19 protein-coding genes, 1 pseudogene and 1 riboswitch are annotated in these 22,997 nt (G+C 66.4%); of the genes and pseudogenes, 11 read left to right on the top strand and 9 right to left on the bottom strand.

What is annotated here, in order from left to right; translation table 11 throughout:
- Positions 1-5: 5 nt before the first annotated feature.
- A riboswitch (S-adenosyl-L-homocysteine riboswitch) is annotated at positions 6-120 on the bottom strand.
- A gap of 45 nt (positions 121-165) precedes the next feature.
- On the bottom strand, positions 166-933 hold the full coding sequence (locus tag ACAV_RS01290; RefSeq protein ID WP_013592775.1) for a hypothetical protein: 768 nt from the start codon (positions 931-933) through the stop codon (positions 166-168).
- 247 nt (positions 934-1,180) lie between these two features.
- Between ACAV_RS01290 and ACAV_RS01285 the strand changes: the two genes are divergently transcribed.
- From ACAV_RS01285 to ACAV_RS01255, 7 genes are all read left to right on the top strand, one after another.
- Positions 1,181-1,948 (top strand): FadR/GntR family transcriptional regulator, encoded by a 768-nt coding sequence (locus ACAV_RS01285; RefSeq protein WP_013592774.1) that lies wholly within the window; start codon positions 1,181-1,183, stop codon positions 1,946-1,948.
- Positions 1,945-2,769 (top strand): transporter substrate-binding domain-containing protein, encoded by an 825-nt coding sequence (locus ACAV_RS01280; RefSeq protein WP_013592773.1) that lies wholly within the window; start codon positions 1,945-1,947, stop codon positions 2,767-2,769. Before ACAV_RS01285 ends, ACAV_RS01280 begins: the two co-directional genes overlap by 4 nt.
- Before the next feature lie 55 nt (positions 2,770-2,824).
- Positions 2,825-3,550, top strand: coding sequence for an amino acid ABC transporter permease (locus ACAV_RS01275; RefSeq protein ID WP_013592772.1), 726 nt, complete (start codon positions 2,825-2,827; stop codon positions 3,548-3,550).
- Positions 3,547-4,200 (top strand): amino acid ABC transporter permease, encoded by a 654-nt coding sequence (locus ACAV_RS01270; protein WP_013592771.1) that lies wholly within the window; start codon positions 3,547-3,549, stop codon positions 4,198-4,200. Before ACAV_RS01275 ends, ACAV_RS01270 begins: the two co-directional genes overlap by 4 nt.
- Positions 4,187-4,924 carry an amino acid ABC transporter ATP-binding protein gene (locus ACAV_RS01265; RefSeq protein WP_013592770.1) on the top strand — a complete coding sequence of 246 codons (738 nt, stop codon included), beginning with the start codon at positions 4,187-4,189 and terminating at the stop codon, positions 4,922-4,924. The genes ACAV_RS01270 and ACAV_RS01265 overlap by 14 nt, the downstream gene beginning before the upstream one ends.
- Positions 4,921-5,436: an ureidoglycolate lyase gene (locus tag ACAV_RS01260; protein ID WP_013592769.1), complete on the top strand. Its 516-nt coding sequence runs from the start codon at positions 4,921-4,923 to the stop codon at positions 5,434-5,436. Before ACAV_RS01265 ends, ACAV_RS01260 begins: the two co-directional genes overlap by 4 nt.
- A gap of 96 nt (positions 5,437-5,532) precedes the next feature.
- Positions 5,533-6,891, top strand: a complete 1,359-nt coding sequence (locus ACAV_RS01255) for an OmpP1/FadL family transporter (RefSeq protein ID WP_013592768.1) — start codon at positions 5,533-5,535, stop codon at positions 6,889-6,891.
- A gap of 20 nt (positions 6,892-6,911) precedes the next feature.
- On the opposite strand, the gene ACAV_RS01250 is transcribed toward ACAV_RS01255, so the two are convergent.
- Entirely contained in the window at positions 6,912-8,300 is a 1,389-nt protein-coding gene (locus ACAV_RS01250) for an aminotransferase class V-fold PLP-dependent enzyme (protein ID WP_013592767.1), read from the bottom strand.
- Positions 8,300-9,217, bottom strand: a complete 918-nt coding sequence (locus tag ACAV_RS01245) for an amino acid ABC transporter substrate-binding protein (RefSeq protein ID WP_013592766.1) — start codon at positions 9,215-9,217, stop codon at positions 8,300-8,302. Before ACAV_RS01245 ends, ACAV_RS01250 begins: the two co-directional genes overlap by 1 nt.
- 160 nt (positions 9,218-9,377) lie before the next feature.
- Between ACAV_RS01245 and ACAV_RS01240 the strand changes: the two genes are divergently transcribed.
- Positions 9,378-10,307 (top strand): LysR family transcriptional regulator, encoded by a 930-nt coding sequence (locus ACAV_RS01240; protein WP_013592765.1) that lies wholly within the window; start codon positions 9,378-9,380, stop codon positions 10,305-10,307.
- Positions 10,308-10,604: 297 nt separating this feature from the next.
- Here the strand turns inward: ACAV_RS01240 and ACAV_RS23935 are convergent, their stop codons facing one another.
- The gene (locus ACAV_RS23935) at positions 10,605-13,424 is read right to left on the bottom strand and encodes a pentapeptide repeat-containing protein (RefSeq protein WP_013592764.1); all 2,820 of its coding nucleotides are present in this window, start codon (positions 13,422-13,424) and stop codon (positions 10,605-10,607) included.
- Positions 13,425-14,770: 1,346 nt separating this feature from the next.
- Here ACAV_RS23935 and ACAV_RS01235 point away from each other — a divergent pair.
- A complete protein-coding gene (locus ACAV_RS01235; protein WP_244875544.1) occupies positions 14,771-15,463 on the top strand; it encodes a class I SAM-dependent methyltransferase in 693 nt (230 codons plus the stop codon).
- Here ACAV_RS01235 and ACAV_RS01230 read toward each other — a convergent pair.
- Positions 15,420-16,868 carry an MFS transporter gene (locus ACAV_RS01230; protein ID WP_013592763.1) on the bottom strand — a complete coding sequence of 483 codons (1,449 nt, stop codon included), beginning with the start codon at positions 16,866-16,868 and terminating at the stop codon, positions 15,420-15,422. The genes ACAV_RS01235 and ACAV_RS01230 overlap by 44 nt on opposite strands.
- Positions 16,869-16,982: 114 nt before the next feature.
- Between ACAV_RS01230 and ACAV_RS01225 the strand changes: the two genes are divergently transcribed.
- Positions 16,983-17,972 (top strand): LysR family transcriptional regulator, encoded by a 990-nt coding sequence (locus tag ACAV_RS01225; protein ID WP_013592762.1) that lies wholly within the window; start codon positions 16,983-16,985, stop codon positions 17,970-17,972.
- On the opposite strand, the gene ACAV_RS01220 is transcribed toward ACAV_RS01225, so the two are convergent.
- Entirely contained in the window at positions 17,902-19,269 is a 1,368-nt protein-coding gene (locus tag ACAV_RS01220; RefSeq protein ID WP_041828488.1) for an aminotransferase-like domain-containing protein, read from the bottom strand. The genes ACAV_RS01225 and ACAV_RS01220 overlap by 71 nt on opposite strands.
- A gap of 144 nt (positions 19,270-19,413) precedes the next feature.
- Here ACAV_RS01220 and ACAV_RS01215 point away from each other — a divergent pair, with 144 nt between their 5' ends.
- Positions 19,414-19,647, top strand: coding sequence for a hypothetical protein (locus ACAV_RS01215; RefSeq protein ID WP_013592760.1), 234 nt, complete (start codon positions 19,414-19,416; stop codon positions 19,645-19,647).
- Positions 19,648-19,764: 117 nt separating this feature from the next.
- On the opposite strand, the gene ACAV_RS01210 is transcribed toward ACAV_RS01215, so the two are convergent.
- The 3 genes and pseudogenes from ACAV_RS01210 to ACAV_RS01200 form a co-directional block, all read right to left on the bottom strand.
- A complete protein-coding gene (locus ACAV_RS01210; protein WP_110088020.1) occupies positions 19,765-20,496 on the bottom strand; it encodes a papain-like cysteine protease family protein in 732 nt (243 codons plus the stop codon).
- A gap of 128 nt (positions 20,497-20,624) precedes the next feature.
- Positions 20,625-21,672: pseudogene (locus ACAV_RS01205) on the bottom strand (tripartite tricarboxylate transporter substrate binding protein).
- A 64-nt stretch (positions 21,673-21,736) separates the two neighbouring features.
- On the bottom strand, positions 21,737-22,948 hold the full coding sequence (locus ACAV_RS01200) for a muconate/chloromuconate family cycloisomerase (RefSeq protein ID WP_013592758.1): 1,212 nt from the start codon (positions 22,946-22,948) through the stop codon (positions 21,737-21,739).
- Between the last annotated feature and the right edge of the window lie 49 nt (positions 22,949-22,997).

Raw genomic sequence — 22,997 nt, 5'->3', positions numbered from 1 at the left:
GAAAGGACAGGTGAGCGTCGTTGGCATCGATTCTTCGGCACAGGCTCCGAGCCTGACGGCGCACCCGCGGCGGTCATGACCGACGCCGGCGGACGGGCCGCTGCAACGCTCCTCGGAGGGCGGGCGGATTTTAAACGGGGACGGCGTCGGGCCGCCGGGTAGGTCCTACCGCACGGGCAGGAACTGCAGGAAGGTGCCGCCCACCAGGTTCTGCACGTAGCTGATGGCGGCGCGGCGGTACTTCTCGGCCACCACGGCGGCCAGCAGGTCGAGCCGGGCGATGATCTTGCCGAACTCGCGCTCGAAGCTCACGTTGCGCACGCCCGGGCCGATCTCGTCAGCCAGCAGCAGCGGCCGGCCGTCGGGGCCCTGGCGCTGGGCGATGAGCCAGACGGCGATTTCCACGTTGCGCGCGGCGTTGTAGAGGTGCTGCGCGTCCAGTCCGTCGATCAGGAAGAAGCGGGTCTTGCCGCCGTGGGCGGTGACGATCATGTCGGCCGTGGCGTGGATGACCGCGGCCACGCGGTCGCCCGCGAACTCGGGGCTGAGCGAGTAGGCCAGCGCGGCGATGTCGCGGCGCCCCTGCAGCGGCGCCCAGGGCTGGCGCTGCTCGATGGCGTCGCGCACGCGCTGGCCGGCCAGGATGCGGCCCGGCAGCTGGTCCGGCGCCTGGCCCTTGCGCCACTCGGCCGGATTGCGGCGGTAGAGCTTGTCCATCAGCAGGTAGAGGCTGTCCAGGTTGGCGCGCATGCCCAGCGTGGCCATGCGGTTCACGTCCGACTGCGCCAGTTCGGCGGGCTCGACGTCGGCAGCCTGCACCTCGCCGCGCTCGGTGTGGGCGGGCGTTCCACAGCCGGCCAGCAGCGCGCCGGCCAGCGCGCAGCCCTGCCCCAGCAGGCAGCGGCGGGAAAGAGGGAAGTCGGCCTTCGTCATCACCTTCGGATTATGGGCAGGCGCCGGGCGCCTTCTGCCCGGCGCCGTGCTGCAGCGCACCAAATGCAGGCGCCGCCGGACGGGGCGCGGCGCAGCGGACATCGTCCTTCTGCGAAAGGTGGCCCTTCCATCCGGTAATTCCGAAGGCCCTGCAACGATTTCATGCTCCTGTTTTTGAGTCTGGCACGCAAATCGCTTTGATGGGGGCACTGGTCTGACCTGTCAGGCCACCGAACCACCGGAGCCCATGCACCGCATCCCCTCTTCCGTCGCGCAGACGCTGCAGCAGCAGATCCTGAGCGGCCACTATGCCAGCGGCAGCCCGCTGCCCGCGCAGCGCGAACTGGCGCAGCGCCTGGGCATCAGCCGGGCCTCGCTGCGCGAGGCGCTGTCGGTGCTGGAGACGCTGGGGCTGGTGGACATCCTGCCCGGCCGGGGCGTGATGGTGCGGGGCCCGCATGCCAGCGGCGAGCGCACGCACCGTGCCTTCGCCACGCCCGAGATGGGCACCCTCTCGCCACGACAGCTGATCGAGCTGCGGCTCGTGCTGGAGCCCGGATGGACGGCCCTGGCCGCCGGCCGTGCCGACGCGGGCGCGCACCACCAGCTGCAGTGGCTGCAACAGCAGCAGTCCGGCGCGCTGCGGCGCAACGACCTGCTGAGCGCCGCCGAGGCGGACCTGCATTTCCACCTGCTGCTGGCGCAGCTGTCGGGCAACCCCGGCCTGGTCGCCATGGCGCGGCAGCTGGAGCCGGCCATCGCCCACAGCCTGCGCCTGCCGTTCGCCCGCACCGGCGCCGACGACGAGCCGGCCCGCGAACACGACGCGATCGTGCAGGCGTTGCGCGCGGGCGATGCCGCGGCCAGCGCCCAGGCCATGCACGCCCACCTGCTGTCGGCGGCACGCCGCGGCGGCATCGACATGGATGCGCCGGAGCCGCCCGCGGCCGGCACGCCGGTTTCCTTTCGCCTCGTCCCCCCCTCCCCCCCGTTCCCCGAAGGAGTTTTCCAATGATCCGCACCGCCACTTCCCCCTCGACCGCCCGCCGCGGCGCCCTCCGCGCCCTGCTGGCCGCCACCGCCTTCGCGGCCGCAGCCCTGGGCGGCGCGGCGCCTGCCCATGCCGACGTGTTGGCCAACATCCAGAAGGCCGGCGTGGTCCGCGTGGCCATCCCGCAGGACTTCCCGCCCTTCGGCTCGCTGGGCACCGACCTGAAGCTGCAGGGCTACGACATCGACATGGCGAACCTGGTGGCCAAGGAGCTGGGCGTGAAGGTGGAGCTGGTGCCCGTCACCAGCACCAACCGCATCCCTTACCTGACCACCGGCAAGGCCGACCTGGTGATCTCCAGCCTGGGCAAGAACGCCGAGCGCGCCAAGGTGATCGACTTCACCCAGGCCTACGCGCCCTTCCCCAAGAGCGTCTATGGCCCCAAGGAGGCCGTCATCAAGGGCCCGGCCGACCTGGCGGGCAAGACCATCGGCGTGACGCGCGGCTCCACCGAAGACCTGTCGCTCACCAAGCTGGCGCCGGCCTCGGCCACCATCAAGCGCTACGAAGACAACAACGCCACGGCGCAGAGCTACCTGACCGGTCAGGTGCAGCTGGTGACGCTGGGCAACATCGTCGCCAACGCCGTGAACGAGCGCACCAAGCTGCGCCAGCTGGACGCCAAGTTCGCCGTGGAGGACACGCCCTGCTACGTGGGCGTCGCCAAGGGCGAGGACGCGCTGCTGCAGAAGGTGGACGCGATCATCACCAAAGCCAAGTCCGACGGCCGCCTGAACGACATGTCGCAGCGCTGGATGAAGATGCCGCTGCCCGCCACGCTGTAAGCGGCCGGAGCACACCGTCCGCACAGGGCCACGTTGACCGGAAGAGACCTCCTCCATGGCATATGCATTCGACTTCGGCGCCGTCTTCGACTACAGCGGCCAGCTGGCGCAGGGCGCCGCCTTCACGCTGGGGCTGACGGCGGCCGGCGCCGTGCTGGGCGGCGCGATCGGCGTGGCCGGCGGCGTGTGCCGCGCCTGGCGCATCGCGCCGCTGAACTGGCTGTTCAAGCTGTACGTGGAGGCCATCCGCAACACGCCCTTCCTGGTGCAGCTGATGTTCGTGTTCTTCGGCCTGCCGTCGCTGGGCCTGCAACTCAATGAATGGCAGGCCTGCCTGCTGACCACCGTGGTCAACCTGGGCGCCTACCTCACCGAGATCGTGCGGGCCGGCATCCAGGAAACGCCGCGTGGCCAGCTGGAGGCCGCCAGCGCGCTCGGCATGGGCCGCTGGGCCTGCTTCCGGCACGTGGTGCTGCGGCCCGCGCTGCAGAAGGTGTGGCCCGCGCTCAGCAGCCAGATCGTCATCGTGATGCTGGGCACCTCGGTGGTGTCGCAGATCGCGGCGCAGGACCTGACCTTCGCCGCCAATTTCATCCAGTCGCGCAATTTCCGCGCGTTCGAGACTTACATCGTGGTGACGGCGCTCTACTTCGCGCTGGCCCTGCTGCTGCGCCAGGCGCTGGCCTGGATCGGGCAGCACGTCATCGTGGCGCGCCGCACGCCGGCCGCCGCCCCGTCCACGCCCCGCCCCGCCGCCGCGCCGGCCGGAGACGCCGCATGATCGCCGACATTCCCCTGCTGCCCATCCTGCTCAAGCTGGCCGAAGGCCTCTGGGCCACCCTGCTGCTGTCGCTCATGGCCTTCGCGCTGGGCGGCGCGGCGGGCCTGGCCGTGCTGTTCGCCCGCGTGGGCCGCCACCCCGGCCTGCAGCGCGTGAGCCGCACCTACATCCAGGTCTTCCAGAACACGCCGCTGCTCATGCAGATGTTCCTGGTGTTCTTCGGCGCGTCCATGGCGGGCTTCGACGTATCGCCCTGGACGGCCGCCGCCATCGGCCTCACGCTCTACACCAGCGCCTACCTGGCGGAGGTCTGGCGCGGCTGCGTGCAGGCCATACCCCGCGGGCAGTGGGAGGCCTCGTCGAGCCTCGCCATGGGCTATTTCCAGCAGATGCGCCACGTGGTGCTGCCGCAGGCCGTGCGCCTGGCCATCGCGCCCACCGTGGGCTTCTCGGTGCAGATCGTCAAGGGCACGGCGGTGGCCTCGATCATCGGTTTCGAGGATCTCACCAAGCTCGGCTCCATGCTGGCCAACGCCACTTTCCAGCCCTTCCTCATCTACGGGCTCGTCGCCGCCGGCTACTTCCTGCTGTGCTGGCCGCTGTCCGCCTGTGCATCCCACCTGGAGAAGAAACTCTATGCCGCTCGTTGACGTCTGCGCCGTACACAAGTACTACGGCGACAACCATGTGCTCAAGGGCGTGGACCTGCGTGTCGAAAGCGGCCAGGTCGTCGCCATCATCGGCCGCAGCGGCTCGGGCAAGAGCACGCTGCTGCGCTCCATCAACGGGCTGGAATCGATCAACGACGGCCAGATCGTCGTCGATGACGCCGTGCTCAAGGGATCGCAGGCCACGCCCGCGCAGCTTCGCGCGCTGCGCCTGAACGTGGGCATGGTGTTCCAGCAGTTCAACCTGTTCCCCCACCTCACGGCGGGCGAGAACGTGGCGCTTTCGCCCGTGGTGGTCAAGGGCACGAAGAAGGCCGAGGCCCGGCAACTGGCCCGCGAGATGCTCGCCAAGGTGGGCCTGGCCGAGAAATACGACGCCTACCCCGACCAGTTGAGCGGCGGCCAGCAGCAGCGCGTGGCCATCGCCCGCGCCCTGGCCATGCAGCCCAAGGTGCTGCTGTGCGACGAGATCACCTCCGCGCTGGACCCGGAACTGGTCAACGAAGTGCTGGCCGTGGTCAAGCAGCTGGCCACCGAGGGCATGACGCTCATCATGGTCACCCACGAGATGCGCTTCGCCCGCGACGTGGGCGACCAGCTGGTGTTCATGCACCAGGGCCGCGTGCACGAATGCGGGCCCGCCAGGGAGTTGTTCGCCCAGCCGGGCACGCCGGAACTGGCCGGCTTCATCGGCGCGGTGCAATGAGCGGGGGGGTGGTGCTGCCGGTGCAGCCCCTCACCGCCGTAGCCTTCGCGCCCTACGGCCAGGTGATCGCGCTGGGCGGCAGCGGCACCCGGCAGATCCCCATCAACGACGGCCGCTGCATGCGCCACCACGACCTGGCCCGGCCCTTCGCCGCCGGACCGGGCGCCGTGGCCTTCAGCCTGTTCGATGCCGCCGCGACCGCGCTGCCCGCGCGGCTTACGCTGATGGAACGGCACCGGCTGGGCAGCCAGTCCTTCGCGCCCTTCGGCGCCGCGCTGCAGCTGGTGGCCGTGGTGGCCGATGCGGCCATTGCTCCCGAGGCGCTGGGCCCGGAGCACCTGCGCGCCTTTGTCACCGACGGCCAGCAGGGGTTGCAACTGGCCCCCGGCGTGTGGCACCACCCGCTGCTGTCGCTGCAGGCCGGCCCCTGGCTGGTGGCCGACCGCATCGCGGCAGAAGTGGATTGCGACGTGGTGCGCATCGACGGCTGGGGAGTGCACTGCAGCGGGTAATGCGGCACGCGACTAACGATATGCGGCTTTTTTCGTGGCCGCCGGGCGATCGACTCTTCAGTATGCAGGCTTCCATCTTCAGCCGTCCCGCCTGCCATGCCCACCGCATCGAAGCACCGCCCTTCCACGAAGCACCGCCCTTCCGTCATCTCGCTCCGCACTTCCTCGCGTAGCCTTGCCTGCGGCAGCCTGCACACCGCGGCACTGCTGATCTCCATCGCTGGCCCTACCTGGCTGTGGCCCATTGCCGCCCATGCCACCAATGGCTACTTCTCCCACGGCTACGGCGCCAAGGGACTGGGCCAGGCGGGCGTGGGCATCGCCTGGGGGCAGGACGCGCTGGCAGCGGCCACCAATCCCGCCAACACCGCCCTGGTGGGCGACCGCGTGGATGCCGGCGCCAGCGTGTTCCTGCCGCGCCGCAGCGCCCGCATCGTCGGCAATGCCTTCGGCCCCGACGAAAGCTACGGCGGCAACGGCCGGAAAACCTTCCTCATTCCCGAATTCGGCATCACCCGCCAGCTCTCGGACCAGTGGGGCGTGGGCATCGCGGCCTACGGCAACGGCGGCATGAACACCGATTACGACCGCAACCCCTACGGCCGCTTCGGCGCCCAGGGCCGGGCGGGGGTGAACCTGGAACAGCTCTTCATCACCCCCTCGGTCGGGTGGAGGCCAACCCCCCAGCACAGCTTCGGCGTGGGCCTGAACGTGGCCTACCAGCGCTTCTCGGCCAAGGGCATCGGCATCTTCTCGGGTTTTTCGTCCGCGCCGCAGCAGGTGAGCGACCAGGGCACCGACAGCAGCCTGGGCGCCGGCCTGCGCCTGGGCTGGACGGGCACCGTGGCCCCGGGCGTCACGCTGGGCGCCACCTGGGCCTCGAAGATTCGCGGCAAGTTCGATGACTACCGCGGCCTCTTCGCCGATGGCGGCCGCTTCGACGTGCCCGAGAACTACGGCATCGGCATCGCCTGGCGCCCGAACGGCGCCTGGACGCTGGGCGCCGACCTGCAGCGCATCCGCTACAGCCGGGTCGCCGCCGTGGGCAATCCCCTGGCACCGCTGCTGCGTGGCGTGCCGCTGGGCGCGGCCGGCGGGCCCGGCTTCGGCTGGCGCGACGTCAACGTGGTCAAGCTGGCCGTGGCCTACCAGGTGTCGCCCGCGCTCACGCTGCGCGGCGGCATCAGCCACGCCACGCAGCCGGTGCCGTCCAGCGAGACCTTCCTGAATGTGCTGGCGCCCGGCGTGGTGCAGGACCACCTGACCCTGGGCGCCACCTGGAAGACCGCCAGCGGCTTGGAAGTGACCGGCTACGCCGCCCATGCCTTCGGCAGGACGGTGCGCGGCAATGGCTCCATCCCGCCCGGCAGCCCGCCGGCCGGCTTCGGCGGCGGGAATGCCGACGTGCGGCTGAAGGAGACGCTGTTCGGCGTGTCCGTCGGGTGGATTTTCTGAAGGCGGCCCGGGCGGTCGGCTCAGGCCGTGGCGGCAACCGCCTGCGCCCGGTGCGCCCCGTGCACCCGCACGATGTCCTCCGTCACCCGCAGGAACGCATCCACGTCCTGCGCCGTATTGCAGTGCAGCGGCGACACGCGCACTGCGCCCTTCAGCCCGAAGGATTCGAGCATGCGCCGCGAATACAGGCTCGCCACGCTGCGCTCATAGACCGTCACGCCCCGCAGTCCGTATTCGTGCACGGCCTGGGTGCAGTCCACGCCGTCGATGCCGATGGCGATGATGAGGTCGCGCAGGGTGAGGTCCGGGTGGTCCAGGAACACCTGCACGCCGGGCATGCCGCGCAGGCCGCGGTGGGTTGTGCCATCACCGTCCAGCAGGCGCGCCAGCAGGGCGCGTTCGTGCAGCATGATGCGCTCGATGCCGGCCGCGAACAGGGCCCGGCGCGGCGGCTCGCCGGCATCCGCGCCCGCGTCCAGGGCTGCGGCCAGTTCCGGCAGTTCCTTCAGGGCCTGGCAGCCCAGCCAGCAGACGTAGTCGGCGATCTCGGTCACCACGGCGAACTGCCAGGGCGAGGAGCTGCCCAGGTCCCAGAAACCCTCCGGCTTGGCCGAGAGCTTGTGGTGCGGCAGCGCGGCGGCACGATCCGACAGCCAGGCCAGGCCCGAGCCGCGGCAACCGAAGAACTTGTAGGGCGCGAGGTTGATGCCGTCCACCGGCGTCTTCTGCAGGTCGATCAGGCCATGCGGCGCATGCTGCACGGCATCCACCACGATGTAGAGGTCGGGCTTGGCGGCGCGGGCCGCGGCCACGATGCGCTCCAGGTCGAGCTTGGCGCCCGAGATGTTGGAGGCGTAGATCACGTTCAGCAGCGTCGTGCCTTCGTCCACCAGCCGCACGATGGCGTCCACGTCCACCCCGCCCGTGGCCGGGTTGCTGGGCGCCACGCGCAACTCGCGGCCGGTCTCGCGCGCATAGCGCTCCATGGCGTCGTAGGACGAGGGGTGCTCCAGCACCGTGGTGACCATGTTGGTGCCCGGCACGTTGAGCGCGATGGCGCGCACCATCTCGAACATGGCGCCAGAAGCGGTGAGCGCGGCATGCACGCTGCCGCCCTCGGCGTTCAGCATCATGCGCAGGTCGTCGGTGCCGGTGGCCTGGATGGCCTGCAGCTCGCGCGCCACGGGGTGGATGCGCTCGGTGTTGTCGGGTACGGCATCGATCTGCGCGAAGCGCTCCACCGCCGCCTTCAGGCGGAAGGAGCCGCCCGCGTTGTCGAAATACAGCCGCGGGCGGCCCGCATGGTCGTGGTCCACCTGCAGGAAGCGGCCACGCACCTCGCGCATCACGGCCTCGGGGAACAGCAGGCCCTGCGGGTAGCGGGCCGAAATCGCGTCGTGGCCGGCCATCACACGCCCTTCTTGCTGGGATTGCGGTAGGCCTCGCGCACGGCCTCCGTCATCGGGAAGTTCAGGTTCACGTTGTTGGGCGGGATCGGCTGGGTGAACCAGCGGGCGTAGAGGCGCTCCATATCGCCGCTCTTCATGAGCTGCGTGACGGTCTCGTCCACCAGCGCCTCGAACTGCGGATCGTTCTTGCGGAACATGATGCCGTAGGGCTCCTGGCGCAGCACCACGTCGCGCAGCATGCGGTATTCACCCGGGTTGGGCGAGGAGGCGATCAGCCCGGCCAGTTGCACGTCGTCCAGCACGTAGGCGTCGGCCCGGCCATTGGCCAGCAGCAGGAAGGCGTCGGCCGTGTCCTTGCCGCTCAGCTCGCGCACCTCCAGCGCCTCGGCGCGCTTGTAGGTGCGCAGCAGCTGCACCGAGGTACTGCCGGCCACGGTGGCCACCGTCTTGCCCGCGAGATCCGACAGGGAGTTGATGCCCGAATTCTTTTTCACCGCCACGGTGATGCCCGCCACGAAATGGCTGGGCGCGAACGCCACCATCTGCTGGCGCACCACGGAATTGGTGGTGGTGGCGCAGTCCAGGTCCACCGTGCCGTTCTGCATCAGCGGAATGCGGTTGAGCGAATTGAGCAGCGTGTACTGCACGCGCAGCGCTGGCAGGCCCAGCTTCGCCTTCACCGCATCGACGATCTTCAGGCAGATGTCGTTGGAAAAGCCTACCGGCTCGCTGCCGCCCTTGGGGCTGTACGAGAACGGGATCGAGCTGTCGCGGCTGCCGATGGTGATGACCCCGGTCTGCTTGATGCGTGCCAGCGTGTCGATCTCCTGCGCGCTGGCGGCGGCGCCGTGGGCCAGCAGGCAGGCGCCCAGCAGGGCGGCCAGGGACGAGGACGAGAAAAGGCGGCGGGAAGTCATGGCGGGCACTCCTGGAGGAAGGCGGCGGCGGACGGAGGGAAGCCGCGGGCGGTCAGCGCCACGGCCGGGATGCAGCCCATTGTGAAAGCGGCATCATTTCTCGAAAAGCGATTTTTTGTGCTCGAATCGCATGAACAAAAGCGATGGATCGACACCTGCCATGATGACCTTCAAGCAACTGGAAGCCCTGTACTGGATCGGCCAGCTCGGCGGCTTCGCGCCCGCCGCCCGCAAGCTGCACACCACGCAGTCCGCCATCTCCAAGCGGGTGCACGAACTGGAGCAGATCTTCGATACCGCCCTGTTCGACCGCAGCCAGCGCAGCGCCCGCCTGACGGAAAAAGGCGAGGAGATGTTCATGCTGGCGCGCAAGCTGCTGCGCGAGCGCGATGCGGCGGTGGAGCAATTCGGCAAGCCCGGGGTGATCGAGCGCCGCCTGCGCATCGGCGTGACGGAACTCACGGCCATGACCTGGCTGCCGCGCCTGGTGGGCCTGGTGCGCGCGCACTACCCCAAGGTCACGCTGGAGCCCGACGTGGACGGCAGCGTGCCCCTGCGCGACAAGCTGCTGGCCGACGCGCTGGACCTCATCATCGTGCCCGACGCCTTCGGCGACAGCCGCCTGCCCGCCAAGCCCGTGGGCCAGGTCGAAAGCGCCTGGATGTGCCGCCCCGGCCTCGTGCAGCCCCCCGCCCCCGGGCGCCCCGTGCGCCTGCACGACCTGGCCGCCCACCGCCTGCTGGTGCAGGGCAACGCCTCCGGCACCGGCCGCATCTACGATGGCTGGATGCGCGAGCGCGGCGTGGAGCCCGCGGACACCCTGGTGGTCAGCAACCTGATCGCCCTGGCCGGCCTCACCATCTCCGGCCTGGGCGTGAGCTACCTGCCCCGCCACTGCCTCGCCCCCCTGGTCGCCGCCGGCATGCTGGCCGAGATCGACGTGCAGCCGCCCCTGCCGCCCGTGCCCTACGTGGCGATGGTGCGGGGGGAACAGCGCAGCGCGCTGGTGGCTTCGGTGATCATGCTGGCGCAGTCGTGCTGCGACTTTGCGCGGGTGTTCCAGGTGGGGGCGGATGTGGAGGCGATGTGAGTAGGGGCTGTTGACGGCCAGAGCCGTCGCGGGTGGGATCAAGAAGCAGATATTCGACGTTTGGCATAAGAGGATCGACCCGGCTTGCCAGGGCGACTCCCTCTCGACGGAAGCGTGAGGTGGCTGGTTGCTGAACAACTGTATGCGCGTCTCATTGCTAAGAAGGCCCTGAAGCTCATGAGGAACTACTTCGACTTGCTCGTGCGTGAATCGTCCGGGGGCGATTCACGTCGGTGAAAGCTCCGCATTCTTGCTCGGCGTGAGGAGAGAGGAAGCGTGTCAACTGAGCTAGTGGGATTACGCTTTGTTGCGTCTTCTACGGGAGTGGGGCGACCGAATTTCATGTTCCTGACGGATATCAAAAGAACCCTGAACGTTGTGTTTATCCTCAGACCGCCATCGGATGAGGTTTTCATCATCGGCGCAAATGATTGCGCCATTAATTGAAGAGGCTATAAATTCACTACATTCGTTGAGCGTAGATTCACTTAGCGTTGCCATATTAAAATGACATAGTTTAATAAACGTGCCGCCAAAATCGGCACTACGGAAATCACATTCTTGGAAACTACTGGCATCAAGCATTGCACCCGGCCATGCTGTTGAAGTGAGGTTGGCGCCGTCAAAGTTGGAATTTTTGATGCTCGCGTCATCAAATCGGGACCAAGTAAGAATGGCTTTTGAAAAGTCGGCGTCAGAAATGGATGCTCTCCCGAAGGTTGCGAAATGCACCTTGGATCCTTTCCATATCGTATGGTCCAAGTTTGCTCCATAAAAATCAAACATATCCAAACACTGCCCTGAAAAATCCATAAATGACAGTGCGGAGTACAAAAGGGGCGACTTCGGACCCGAACGTTGAGGGCAGACTCTCCTTAAGAATGTACCGAGACTGGTCTCAGTTGCGAACTGCAGCTTTGCCACTCGACGAAGTGCTAAAGAGCATGCGTTTAGAGCTATAAGGAGTGCCGTGCTTGCATTGGTCTCATATCTTACGCAGGTAGCGTAAGATAGGTTTCCGATTCGCTCAATGGGTAGAAGCCTATTTATGGCTGCTGCCATCAATTCAGAAAGTATTGACTGCCATTCAGATAGATCTATGTCGGTGCGTTGAGCGATTTCGCGTTGTAAGAAGGTTTGGAGATATTCGGTCATGGGCGCTGGCCCCGCCAGCTTTATCCAATAGACGAGCGCGTCACTGATGTCGAAGCCGTCATCAGTATTCTTATTCCGGCGTGCCCGTTCTGTCACGACCCGCTCAAGGCCTCGCACGATTCGAGTGGCGGTAAGATACTCACCAAAGCTCTTATGTGTGAATACAAATGCAGCATCGTCGCCGACGTTTTCACCGCTACGGCGGAAGAAGAATGCAGCTAGAAGTTTTGTGACACCGGCCTGAGCCCCTTCAGTAAACGACTTAAGTAGGGACTCAAGACCACTTTGCTGGCAGTGCAACATAATTTCACGAACAGAAGTTGATCGACCGTCGCTACCATGCCATGCAGCGAGACCGATCTCTTCAAGAACTCTCGCAAACTCATTGAGCTTGAGGTGACTAATAGGGCGGTATGTTCGTGTTTTTTCATAAGCACGCTCATGTACTGCTGCCACCAAATCGCCATAAACGCTATTCAGATTCAGCGATTTCGAGAATTCTAGTTTTCCGCGGCGATAGCTGAGCGCAACCAAGTAGTTTAGGAGTGGCTGCGCTGTAATTTCATCGATTTCTCGGATCTGCAATTCTTTGGGCAATGCCTGAAACGTTGCACCAATCAGTTCTCCATAATTTTTCCACCATTGCTGTCGCAAATCGATTTCGAGAAGCTTCTTTGGATCTTTGTACAATTCGTTCTCATCTGTTACCAGATACGGCAAAATAGACAAAATCTGCTTCGGACGACGGAACTCGGTCTCATTTTCTTGGACGATGAGTTCACGACCGCTTAGCAGAATGTAGATGGGATGGGGCCCCAGATTTCGTCTTTCTAGCATCCGCTCGACCGCTTGGACAAAGTCCCGTGCTACTTGGGCGGCAACCTTTCCCATGCTTGCCAGTTCATCTAGGCCGTCGAAAACCAACAGCAGATCGTCCTCGGCGCGATCCGGATCGAGTGGATTGAAGCCAAGGAGTCCTTCATCTCTGACGAATCGTTCTACTTCTTGAGCAACGTCTCGCGTAGGATCAATTAGGTGAAGGGGGATATATATCGGCTTTGCGTGCCCGCTCTCTGCTAATTCACAGCAGAACATTTTGGTGAATGACGATTTGCCGCTACCTGGTCCCCCGCTGATAACCCGCAACGCGTCTGCTTTATTTTTCGCCCCCATCCAGCGCTTCAGTTCTGCGTCGAGTCGTACGCACACGCGCTTTTGCGGACTCTTCAACATTGACGTTGAGTCGCTACATCTCTCCTTCGGCTCAAGATAGTACGCATTCAACGGCACATATATTTGTGACAAACCAAATGGTTCGTCGAAAACGCTCTCTGATACGCGCTTCCTGAGAAAAGAAAAATAAAGTTGCCAGCCATGCTGTGCGGCTTCGGCTGCTGAAAAGGGAGTGCCATTTTGTTCAAGAAGAATCTTGTATCTACCGGCGTTGGCGCGCCATTCATTGGCGAGTGAAAATGTGAAGTACTGTGGTAGGCGGCTAGCGATCGATAATGCAGCGTTTGGTGCGACTCCAGCATCACAAAGCCATTGCGCATACGCCTCTGACACGGTTTTTACGAATGGAATTTTGCCCGGAGATTGAAAGAAGTCGCGTCCGAAACTAACAGAAATGCTTTCAAGCAGCGATTCTGTCCGTTCGCTGAGCGCGTCAATCTGGCACAGATCGGGGTTAATGTGGGAATTGCTTTCTCTTGTGAGGGATAGCAGTGCATCAAGGATAGCGCGCTTGAGAAGCACGTAGGCCAACTCGTGAACTGGTGTTTCAATTCCCAAGCTCGTCGCTGCTTCTACTGCATCATTACCTAACTCCTCAAACTTTAGGGTTGCCGCATGAGTTGCTGCCTTGGCCAATGCTTTGAAGAGTGGCTTCAGATCAATTTTTACCTTGCGAGCCCAAATGCTCTGTGGTTTAGCAAGGGCAACGGAACTTTGCGTTGTAGCCATGTTGGTGAGTCCAGAGGTCTAAATTTTGGAAGGCTGTGGTCTATATCTGCCCTAACGCCCGCGATAAGCTGATATTTAAGGAGCGAGGCGACTGAAAAGAGCCAACCGTAAGGTTGGCGCCAGCTCAATCAAACAGTCAGACCGTTTTGCGTTTGACATGACGAAGGTACATCCCAAGGTATTATGTATTATTCCGCACATTTTCACCGATCAATCCCTCCACACTTAAACCATAGGCACTGAGTTTGATGAGTAAGTCTATTATTTGGCCAGTTCTTTTATTTATTGGGGAAATTTTCCCCATCTTTTCGCCGAATACCACAAGCATGGTTTTCCGATCTGTTTGGATATTTCCAGGCATCGAGCTAGCAGCTCTCCGCCATTGATGTCCCGAAGAAAATCGAGGAATGCATCGATTGATTTGTCGTAGTCTTGGATTGAAATTGGTCTGCGCAGCAGTAATTTGAATTTCTCGCCTTTAGGGCCATCGCCGCAACGAACCCAACAACAAATGTCGGCATGAGCCACTCCAGTCCAGCGAATGGGCCATTTGGTTCGCGGCTAACCACTATGATGTTTATTTGCTCGTTAGCGAGGGTGGTCTGGAAATCGGCGAATGTCGCGTCTGGAACACTGTCCACATGGAATATGGCAAGGTGTGGCTGCATGGCGTGATGTGAGGCCTAACGTAATGTAGACCGCACCAAGCCGCAGGCCATATCTGGCGCTTGCGGTCTAAATTGGTGCGAAGAAAACGCGGAAAGGGGCTTGTAGCCCAGCTTGACGGCGCGTGTGCTGTACAAAAATACAGAATTAAATTCAGCCATGCCCCCCCTCCTGTGTTGCACGCCGCACGGTTGCTGGATCAGGTCCGTGAGCGATTCGTTACAAACACTATAGCCTGAGTACCGAGCAGGCCTGCGTGCAATAGGTGCACATGTTCGTGAAACGGCACGGCTTGCGGCATCCATGAGACATCGGGCAGCTGGAAATCGAAGGTTTTCCTCTACCGCGAGGTGTCGGGCATGGACCTGCCATGGCTCGATGGCGCGCACGCCCAAGCGCATTCCCTCTGTTTTGACGGCCTTGCTGGCCGCCTGCTGTACGGTACCGGCATGCGGCTGATTGGAAAGGCCTGCGCTTGCAGGTCAAGGACATGGAGTTTGACCGTGGGGTGGCCGTGGTACGCCAAGCCAAGAGCGACAATGATCGGGAGCGGGAATGCGCCGTCGCCACGCTCAAAAACCATGAACCATCCCATCGACATCCTCGCCCACAACCAGGCTGCCTGGGACCGCTAGGCCGCGCAGGGCTGCGAATGGTCCGCCCCGGTCGGCCCCGAGGCCATCGCCGCCGCGCGCGCCGGGCACTGGCAGGTCCACCTCACGCCGGGCCCGCTGCCCGCGGGATGGCTGGAGCAGGTTGCCGGCCTGCGCATCCTCTGCCTGGCCGCCGGAGGGGGCCAGCAGGCCCCCATCCTCGCGGCGGCGGGCGCCGAGGTGACGGTGTACGACGCCTCGGCCGGCCAGCTCGCGCAGGACCGCGCCGTGGCCGAGCGGGAAGGCCTGGACCTGCGCTGCGTGCAGGGCGACATGCGGGACCTGGGCGTGTTCGCCGATGCCAGCTTCGACCTGATCTTCCACCCCATCTCCAACCTCTACGTGCCGGATGTGCGGCCCGTGTGGCGGGAATGCGCGCGCGTGCTCGTGCCCGGCGGCACGCTGCTGTCGAGCTTCTGGAACCCGGTGGTGTTCATCGGCGACCGGGACCCTACCCTGCGCGCCCAGGGCCTGGTGAAGCCGGTGTGGCGACTGCCCTATTCCGACGTGGCGCACCTGCCGCCCGAGGCCCTGGCGGACAAGCAAAGCCGCGGAGAGGCGCTGGTCTTCGGCCACACGCTCGCCGACCAGATCGGCGGCCAACTGGATGCGGGCTTCGTGCTGACGGGCTTCCATGAAGACTGGCAGCCGCATCCGCGGTTCGTGGTGGAGAACGTCATGCCGACGTTCGTGGCGACGCGGGCGGTGAAGAAGGCTTGAGGGCAGCGTCGAGCGTACCGGTCGGTGGGTCGTCGGCACCGCCCCGGCGCAGCCACGCTCCGGCCAGCGCGATGGCGAGCGCGGCGCCCATCAGCACGGCGTCCACCGCGAAGGTGCGGTGCATGCCCCGCGCGACGGCCGCCGCGCCCGCGCTCGCGACATCGGCCGACGACGATGCCGTGGCGAACACCGCGCCCAGTGCCGCCACGCCGGTGACGAGGCCGAGGTTGCGCGCGAGGCTCATCAGTCCGGAGACAAGACCGCGCTGCGCTGCGGCGGCGCCGTGCATCAGCGCGGTGTTGTTGGCGGCCTGGAAGCTCGCGTAGCCCACCGTCGTCACCACGATGCCGGCGAGCCATCCCGCCACGCCCAGGCCCGATGGCAGCAATGCCAGCAGCAGGGTGCCCGCAAACATCGCGGCGAGGCCGCCAACCACCACTCGAGAAGCGCCGACGCGGTCCACGACGCGCCCAGCCGGCGCCCCCGCCAGCGCAGACACCATCGGGCCGCACGACAGTACGACGCCCACGATGCCCGCTGGCAATGCCAGCGCGCGGGCGAGGTAGAACGGGCCGACCACGAGCGTGGTGGCGATCACGGTCGCCACCAGCGCCGTCGTCGCGAGGCCCGCGCACAGTGCCGCGTCGCGGAACATCGAGAGCCGCACCAGCGGTGCAGCGGCGCACGCCTCGACCGCCACGAACGCGAGCCCGCCGGCCAGCGCGGCGGCCATCCACGCGAGCGCATGGCCGCGGCCGACCGTCGTCGCGATCGCGTAGGCGGCGAGCGTGCCTGCCAGCAGCACGGTGCCAGGGATGTCGAAGCGCGGCCCGGCGCCTGCGGTGGCAGGGCGCGCCATCGGCAGGTGCCGGCGCGCCAGCCACAGGTTGACGAGGCCGACCGGCACGTTGACGAGGAAGATCGCGCGCCAGCCCAGGGCCGTGGTGAGCAGGCCGCCCAGCGACGGCCCGAGCGTCGTGCCGATGGCCGACATCGTGCCGAGCAGGCCCATCGCCGCGCCGGTGCGGTCGCGCGGCATCGTTTCGCCGACGAGCGCGACGGTCAGCGCCAGCATCGCCGCGGCGCCCAGGCCCTGCAGCACGCGCGCCGCCGCCAGCGTGGCGAGCGTCGGCGCGAGCCCGCACAGCAGCGAGGCAACGGTGAAGAGCGCGATGCCGGCGACGAGCAGCCGCCCGCGCCCGAGCAGGTCGCCGAGCCGGCCGGCGCCGACGATCAGCGCGGTGATGGTGAGCAGGTAGGCCAGCACCACCCACTGCACTTGCGCGAACGATGCCCCGAGGGCGTGGGCGAGCACGGGCAGGCTGGCATTGGCGATGCTGGTGTCCAGCGAGGGCATCAGCATCGTCAGGCACAGGGCGGCGAGCGCGGGTCGGTTGTCGTTCATGGGCATCTTTCCGGAGTCGTTCCCTGCAGCGTAGGGACGAACGGACCCTGGCGGAAGGCGCATGGATTGCATTGAATAGCTGCACGAGACGCCATGTCATGCCAAGATGGCGGCATGGTGCGACCCGACCTCAACCTGCTCGTGACGCTCGACGTGCTGCTTGCCGAGGGCAATGTGGCGCGCGCGGCGCGCCGCCTGGGCCTGAGCGCGTCGGCCATGAGCCGCTCGCTCGCGCGCCTGCGCGAGACGACCGGCGACCCGCTGCTGGTGCGCGCCGGCCGCGGCCTGGTGCCCACGCCGCGCGCGATCGAATTGCGGGAACGGACGGGCCCGGCGCTGCGCGAGGCCGAGGCGCTGCTGCGGCCCGCAGAACGCCTGGACCTCGCGCGGCTGGAACGGACGTTCACGCTGCGCACGCGCGACGGCTTTGTCGAGAACTTCGGCGCCGCGCTGATTGCCCGCGTGGCGGCCGAGGCGCCCGGTGTCAGCCTGCGCTTCGCGCCCAAGCCCGACAAGGACAACACACCGCTGCGCGACGGCAGCGTCGACCTGGAGACCGGCGTCGTCGGCCAGTCCACCGGCCCCGAGATGCGCGTGCAGGCGCTGCTGCGCGACCGCTTCGTGGGCGTGGTGCATGCGGGCCATGCCCTTGCTCGTGGCCGCATGACACCCGCGCGCTATGCGCAGGCCGGCCATGTCGTGGTGGAGCGCCGGCCCGGGCACCGCGGCATAGTGGACGGCGCGCTGGAGCCGCTGGGCCTCGCGCGCCGCGTGGTGACGACGGTGGACAGCTTTGCCGGCGCGCTGGCGCTCGCGCGCGACACCGACCTGGTGGCGACGGTGCCCGAGGCACACACGGCCCGGCTGCGCATGGGGCTGAAGACATTCGCACTGCCATTCGATCTGCCGGACTTCACCGTGTCGCTGATCTGGCATCCGCGGATGCATGCGGATGCGGGGCATCGATGGCTTCGCGAATGCGTGCGGGAGGTGTGCGCAGCCGGAAAACTGCCTGCAAGGGCCGGACAGCGCTCTACCCGGGCCGCCGCGCCAACAAATCAGACAGCTTCCGGAGCCCCGCCTGCAGGCGCCCGCGGTCCTTGATGCCGCCCAGAGAGATCCGGATGGCATTGGCATGCATGGCTCCGCCGCCCGTCGCAAACGCCTCCGCCGGCATGACGGCAATGCCCTCGCTCCGGGTGGCCTGCGCCAGCTCTGCAGAACTCCAATACCCTGGCAACTCCAGCCACACATGCAGGCCGTCTCCCGAGCCGCTGTACCGCCCCGCCAGAAGGTCTCCCGCCATCCGGTGGCGCAGGCGCGCTTCCTTGCGCACGCCCTCCATCAACTCGGCCGCTGAACCGTCGAGGATCCACTGCGTGGCCACTGCGGCCGTCAGGGGCGCGGCCATCAGCGCGAAGGCCCTGAGCGCGGCCAGGAAACGTTCGCGCTCCTGCGGGTCCCGCATCAGGACGAAGGCGACGCGCAGGCCGGGCGTCAGGCATTTCGACAGGGTCGCGATGTAGCTCACCCGTTCCGGAGCGAACGTGGCGATGGGCGGCGGCGGGGCATCGGCCAGGAGCCAGTAGGGGTCGTCCTCGATGATGCGCAGCTTGCAGCGCTGCGCGATGCCGGCCAGTGCCTTGCGCCGGTGTTCCGGCATGGTGACGGCGGTCGGGTTGTTCAGCGTGGGGTTGAGATAGACCAGCCCGGGCCGGTGCAGGCGGCACGCCTGCTCCAGCGCCTCGGGCATCATGCCCTGCCCGTCCGCTTCCACCGCCACGAGGCGCCGGCCGAATTGGGCGGCTGCAGCCAGCACGCCGGGATAGGTTGCGGGCTCCGCGAGGATCGCATCGCCCGGCTCCGTCAGCGCCAGTATCAGTGCCGCGATCGCCGCCTGCGCACCGGGGCAGACGATGACCTGCCCAGCCTCCACATCGCCCAGCATCGGCCTGAGCCATCGGGCCCCGGCCTCCCGGTCGGCCTCGCTGCCTCCGCCCGGGTGGTAGGTCATCAGCAACCCGGCATCCGCCCGCATCAGGACCTGGGACACGCCCTGCCTCAGCAGCTCATCGAAGTCCACGCACTCCGGTGGCGGGGGGATGTTCATGCCCAGGTCGAGGATCGGGGTCCATTCGACCTTCGGCGCCGCGACATAGGTGCCCCGGGCGCCGCGCCCCTCCAGCAGGTGGCGGCGCCGGGCTTCGTCGTAGGCGCGCGTGACGGTCGTGAGATCGACGCCCAGCCGTGCCGCCAGCAGGCGCTGCGGCGGCAGGCGGTCGCCCGGGGCCAGGGATCCGTCCGCCACCGCGGCCTGCAGGGCATCCGCGATCTGAAGGAAGCGGGGCCCGCCCTGCACGGCCAGTCGCGGCAGCCATAGGGGCGCGTTGTCGTCTTGCATGGCGGGGATGGATGGCGGCATGGGCCGTAGATGTATGGATATTGCTTCTGCGTACCATGTCCCGGAGCGGGCGGCGGCGCCCCAGCATTCTCCTCTGCCGCCTCCCATGCACCGTATCAGGCCACCCGCCCGGAAGCTCCCCAGATGATCGATTGGATCCCCGTAGTCTTCATTGTGTTCAAGGTGCTCGTGTTCGGCACGTGCATGTTCTTCGCCATCAAGTGGCATTACGACCAGGGCGGCAAGAAGATGGACAAGCGCGCGCTGCTGCTGACCACCTGCAAGCTCAGTGCCGCCTTCCTGCTGGCGCTGGCGGTGGTGGTGTGGTTGACGTTCGCCCTGGCCAGGCATCTGGGGATGGACCTGAGCCTGCCCTGAGGGCAAGACCAGGCAGAGATTGGAGGTCCGCGTCCGGTCTTGCTGTGGCCGTTGAAGCCTGGTTCGCGGCCGGCAGCCATCATCGGACCGCGCAGCACGACGAATAAGCGCGTGGTCTTACCCGTTGTATGCCGTCAATGCCGTCCGGTGGCTAGTCCAGTCAAAGGCCGCATTGAGCATTTCAATGGACACTTTCTGCCGCGGGCCCAGTTCCGGGTCATGGCAGATGACGTCCCCGTCTTCGTCGATGCCCGTGAGCACAATTGCATGGGCAACCAGTTCATCGTGGGGAGACTCGATGCGGGCCTCCAGCGGGCCGTGCTGATCGAGCAGGGCCTTGATCTTGTCGGCATCCCAGGACTTGCCTGCAGGAACAGGGACATTCTTGAGTTTGGCCTTGCGGTTTCTCGTCGCGTAATCCAGTTGCCCATTCAACTCTTTGGGTACTCCTTCTGCATCGTACAGGTAGGCAAGTTGTCGCTTGTCGAGAGGCGGTTGCCCGAAGTAAGCCCGCAGCATGTTCATGGTGGCTTCCCAGCACCCTCTTGTCCCATTTTGCGGAATATAGGGAACTGCAAGCTTGCTGCCTCCCGACGAAGAGCAGGAACCCGCACTTTGGAGATGCCCTCCGCCCAACGTCCTCGGTTTGATCGCCGCGATGTCCAGGATGCCTTTTCTCGGGCCGATGCCCGGCGCATCCGCGTGGGCCGGGCTCCTGCCTGCGGCCAACGGCATGGCGTTGCCGTGGGATACGCTCTTTGCACGGGGGGCGGTTGCCTGTATGGCAACTCCGCCGTCGCGTGCCACATTCATGTTCCTGTGGGGAGTCGCAGCATGGGTGATATGCATTTCATGGTCCAGATACAAAACTGCGGCGACTCTATGCAGTGCATCACGAACTGTGAAACGCAACCATTCGGCTGATAAGCGAATGCTTCGCCCAGGTGGCGAGCACTGCCTTCCCCGGACCTGTCGCGTCAATCCATCCGGATGTTGCGGTCCTTGATCAGCGCGCCCCACCGCGCCATTTCCTTGTCCAGGTGCGTGGCCAGCTGCGCGGGCGTGCTGCCGATGGGCTCGGCGCCGATGGCGTCGAAGCGGGCCTTGGTGTCCGGCTGCTTCATGGCGTCCAGCAGGGCGGCGTTGATCTTCTGCACGATGGGCGCGGGCGTGCCGGCCGGGGCGAACACGGCGAACCAGGGCGAGACCTCGTAGCCGGGCACGCCGGCTTCGGCGATGGTCGGCACGCCCGGCAACGCGGCCGAGCGCCTGGCGCTGGTGACGCCCAGGGCGCGCAGCTTGCCGGACTGGATGTGGGGGGCGGCGGAGGTGATGCTGTCGAACATCAGGTCCACCTGCCCGCCCAGCATGTCGGTCATGGCCGGGCCGCTGCCCTTGTAGGGCACGTGCAGCAGGTTGAGTTTGGCCATGGAGGCGAACACCTCGCCGGCCAGGTGGATGGAGGTGCCGTTGCCGGCCGATGCGTAGGTGAGCTTGCCGGGCTCGCGCTTGGCATGCGCGATCACGTCGGCCACCGTCTTGTCCGGGCTGTTGGCGTGCACCACGAGCACGTTGGGCACGATGGCCAGCAGGCTGACGGGCGCGAAGTCCTTCACCGGGTCGTAGCTCAGCTTGGCGTAGAGCGCCTTGTTGGTGGCCATGCCGATGGAGGTGATCATGATCGTGTAGCCGTCGGCCGGCGACTTGGCGACGGCGTCCGCGCCGATGTTGCCGCCCGCGCCGGGGCGGTTCTCGATCACGAAGGGCTGGCCCAGGGTGCGGCCGGCACGCGCCCAGGGTGCGGGCGATGACGTCCATGGCGCCGCCGGGCGGGAACGGAACGACCCAGCGGACGGGCTTGGAGGGCCAGGCGGCGGCATCGGCCTGCTGTGCATGGGCCGGCGCGGGCAGCACGCCCGCCAGGGCGGCTGCGGCGGTGGCGGCGGCACCCGCCGCGAGGGCCAGGGCGCGGCGGCGTGTGGGGACGTGGGCGAACGGCAGGGCCTGGGCGCGGATGGATGGCATGGGACTTGTCTCCGGATTTATAGGGTTCGGTGAAGGATGGATGGGTGAAACGGCGGCGCAGGCGTCAGGCGGATGGCGCGGCGGAGGCGGCCGCCTGGCGGCCCATGTCCACGTGCACGGGCGCGAGACCTTCGCGGGCACGGTCGAAACGGTGCAGGGCCTCGGGCAGCACCTCCACGCCGAAGCCGGGACCGTCGGGAAGCTGCAGCGCGAAGTCGCGCACGGCCATGGGCGTGGCGACGATGTCGTTGACCAGCAGTTGCGGGCCGAACAGCTCGCAGTTGTGGTGCGTGCCGGGCAGGGTGGCGAAGACGTGGGCCGACGCGGCGCTGCCGAGCGACGTCTCCAGCATGGTGCCGCCGTACCAGCCGATGTCCGCGGCCTCGGCCACGGCCGCGACGGCGCGGGTGCGCAGCAGGCCGCCGTGCTTGGCCACCTTGAGCGAGAAGACATGGCAGGCGCCCTGCCGCGCCAGCAGCATGGCGTCCTGCGGCGTGCAGACGGTCTCGTCGGCCATCACCAGCGCGCCGGCGGGCAGGCCGGCGGTGAGCTGGCGCAGGGCCTCCACGTTCCATTGCGCGACGGGCTGCTCGATCAGGCTCACGCCCGCATCGATGAGCTGGGGCACGTAGCGGCGCGCGGTGTTGCCGTCCCAGGCCTGGTTGATGTCCACCGTCATGTCGGCGCGCCCGTCCAGGCCGCGCGCGATGCGGGTGACGTGGGCCACGTCGTCCTGCGGAGCGCGCGCGCCGATCTTGAGCTTGAAGATGCGGTGGCGGCGCGCTTCCAGCATGCGCTCGGCCTCTTCCACGTCGCGCGCGGAATCGCCGCTGGCGAGCGTCCAGGCCAGCGGCAGGCCCTCGCGCTGCTTGCCGCCCAGCAGTTGCCAGGCGGGCAGGCCCAGGGAACGCGCCACGGCGTCGATGGCGGCCATCTCCACGGCGCTCTTGGCGAAGCGGTTGCCTTTGCAGACGGCGTCCATGCGCTGCAGCAATTGCTCGAAGCGGCCCGCGTCCTGCCCGGCCACGGCGGGGCCCAGGTACTGCGTGATGGCGTGCAGGATGGTTTCGGGGGATTCCTCGTTCCACGACGGGCCGCCGATGGTGGCGGCCTCGCCGAAGCCGCAGGCGCCGTCCGACAGCCACAGCTGCACCACCACCGGGCTCTGGCGGTGGATGGCGCCGAACGAGAACTTGTGCGGCCGGATGGTGGGGATGTCGAGGATGCGGGCCTCGATGCGCTCGATGCGCAGGCCGGCGGGGACAGGTGCGGTCATGGGGAGGACCTTATCCCGCGGTAAGCATTTGTTCCAATGGTATATATCG

Origin of the sequence: Paracidovorax avenae ATCC 19860, from assembly GCF_000176855.2 — a bacterium.
In the GTDB taxonomy this organism is placed as follows: Bacteria; Pseudomonadota; Gammaproteobacteria; order Burkholderiales; family Burkholderiaceae_C; genus Paracidovorax; species Paracidovorax avenae.
Note: the sequence above shows the minus strand (reverse complement) of the source record. Positions and strands in the feature narration are given on the sequence as shown.

Excerpts from the sequence above, each read along its gene's own strand:
- ACAV_RS01255 (WP_013592768.1), top strand. The coding sequence starts at position 5,533 with ATGCCCACCGCATCGAAGCACCGCCCTTCCACGAAGCACCGCCCTTCC.
- ACAV_RS01260 (WP_013592769.1), top strand. The coding sequence starts at position 4,921 with ATGAGCGGGGGGGTGGTGCTGCCGGTGCAGCCCCTCACCGCCGTAGCC.
- ACAV_RS01215 (WP_013592760.1), top strand. The coding sequence starts at position 19,414 with ATGATCGATTGGATCCCCGTAGTCTTCATTGTGTTCAAGGTGCTCGTG.
- ACAV_RS01220 (WP_041828488.1), bottom strand. The coding sequence starts at position 19,269 with ATGCAAGACGACAACGCGCCCCTATGGCTGCCGCGACTGGCCGTGCAG.
- ACAV_RS01200 (WP_013592758.1), bottom strand. The coding sequence starts at position 22,948 with ATGACCGCACCTGTCCCCGCCGGCCTGCGCATCGAGCGCATCGAGGCC.
- ACAV_RS01225 (WP_013592762.1), top strand. The coding sequence starts at position 16,983 with ATGGTGCGACCCGACCTCAACCTGCTCGTGACGCTCGACGTGCTGCTT.
- ACAV_RS01285 (WP_013592774.1), top strand. The coding sequence starts at position 1,181 with ATGCACCGCATCCCCTCTTCCGTCGCGCAGACGCTGCAGCAGCAGATC.
- ACAV_RS01280 (WP_013592773.1), top strand. The coding sequence starts at position 1,945 with ATGATCCGCACCGCCACTTCCCCCTCGACCGCCCGCCGCGGCGCCCTC.
- ACAV_RS01210 (WP_110088020.1), bottom strand. The coding sequence starts at position 20,496 with ATGCATATCACCCATGCTGCGACTCCCCACAGGAACATGAATGTGGCA.
- ACAV_RS01270 (WP_013592771.1), top strand. The coding sequence starts at position 3,547 with ATGATCGCCGACATTCCCCTGCTGCCCATCCTGCTCAAGCTGGCCGAA.
- ACAV_RS01250 (WP_013592767.1), bottom strand. The coding sequence starts at position 8,300 with ATGGCCGGCCACGACGCGATTTCGGCCCGCTACCCGCAGGGCCTGCTG.
- ACAV_RS01290 (WP_013592775.1), bottom strand. The coding sequence starts at position 933 with ATGACGAAGGCCGACTTCCCTCTTTCCCGCCGCTGCCTGCTGGGGCAG.
- ACAV_RS01245 (WP_013592766.1), bottom strand. The coding sequence starts at position 9,217 with ATGACTTCCCGCCGCCTTTTCTCGTCCTCGTCCCTGGCCGCCCTGCTG.
- ACAV_RS01240 (WP_013592765.1), top strand. The coding sequence starts at position 9,378 with ATGATGACCTTCAAGCAACTGGAAGCCCTGTACTGGATCGGCCAGCTC.
- ACAV_RS01265 (WP_013592770.1), top strand. The coding sequence starts at position 4,187 with ATGCCGCTCGTTGACGTCTGCGCCGTACACAAGTACTACGGCGACAAC.
- ACAV_RS01275 (WP_013592772.1), top strand. The coding sequence starts at position 2,825 with ATGGCATATGCATTCGACTTCGGCGCCGTCTTCGACTACAGCGGCCAG.
- ACAV_RS01230 (WP_013592763.1), bottom strand. The coding sequence starts at position 16,868 with ATGAACGACAACCGACCCGCGCTCGCCGCCCTGTGCCTGACGATGCTG.
- ACAV_RS23935 (WP_013592764.1), bottom strand. The coding sequence starts at position 13,424 with ATGGCTACAACGCAAAGTTCCGTTGCCCTTGCTAAACCACAGAGCATT.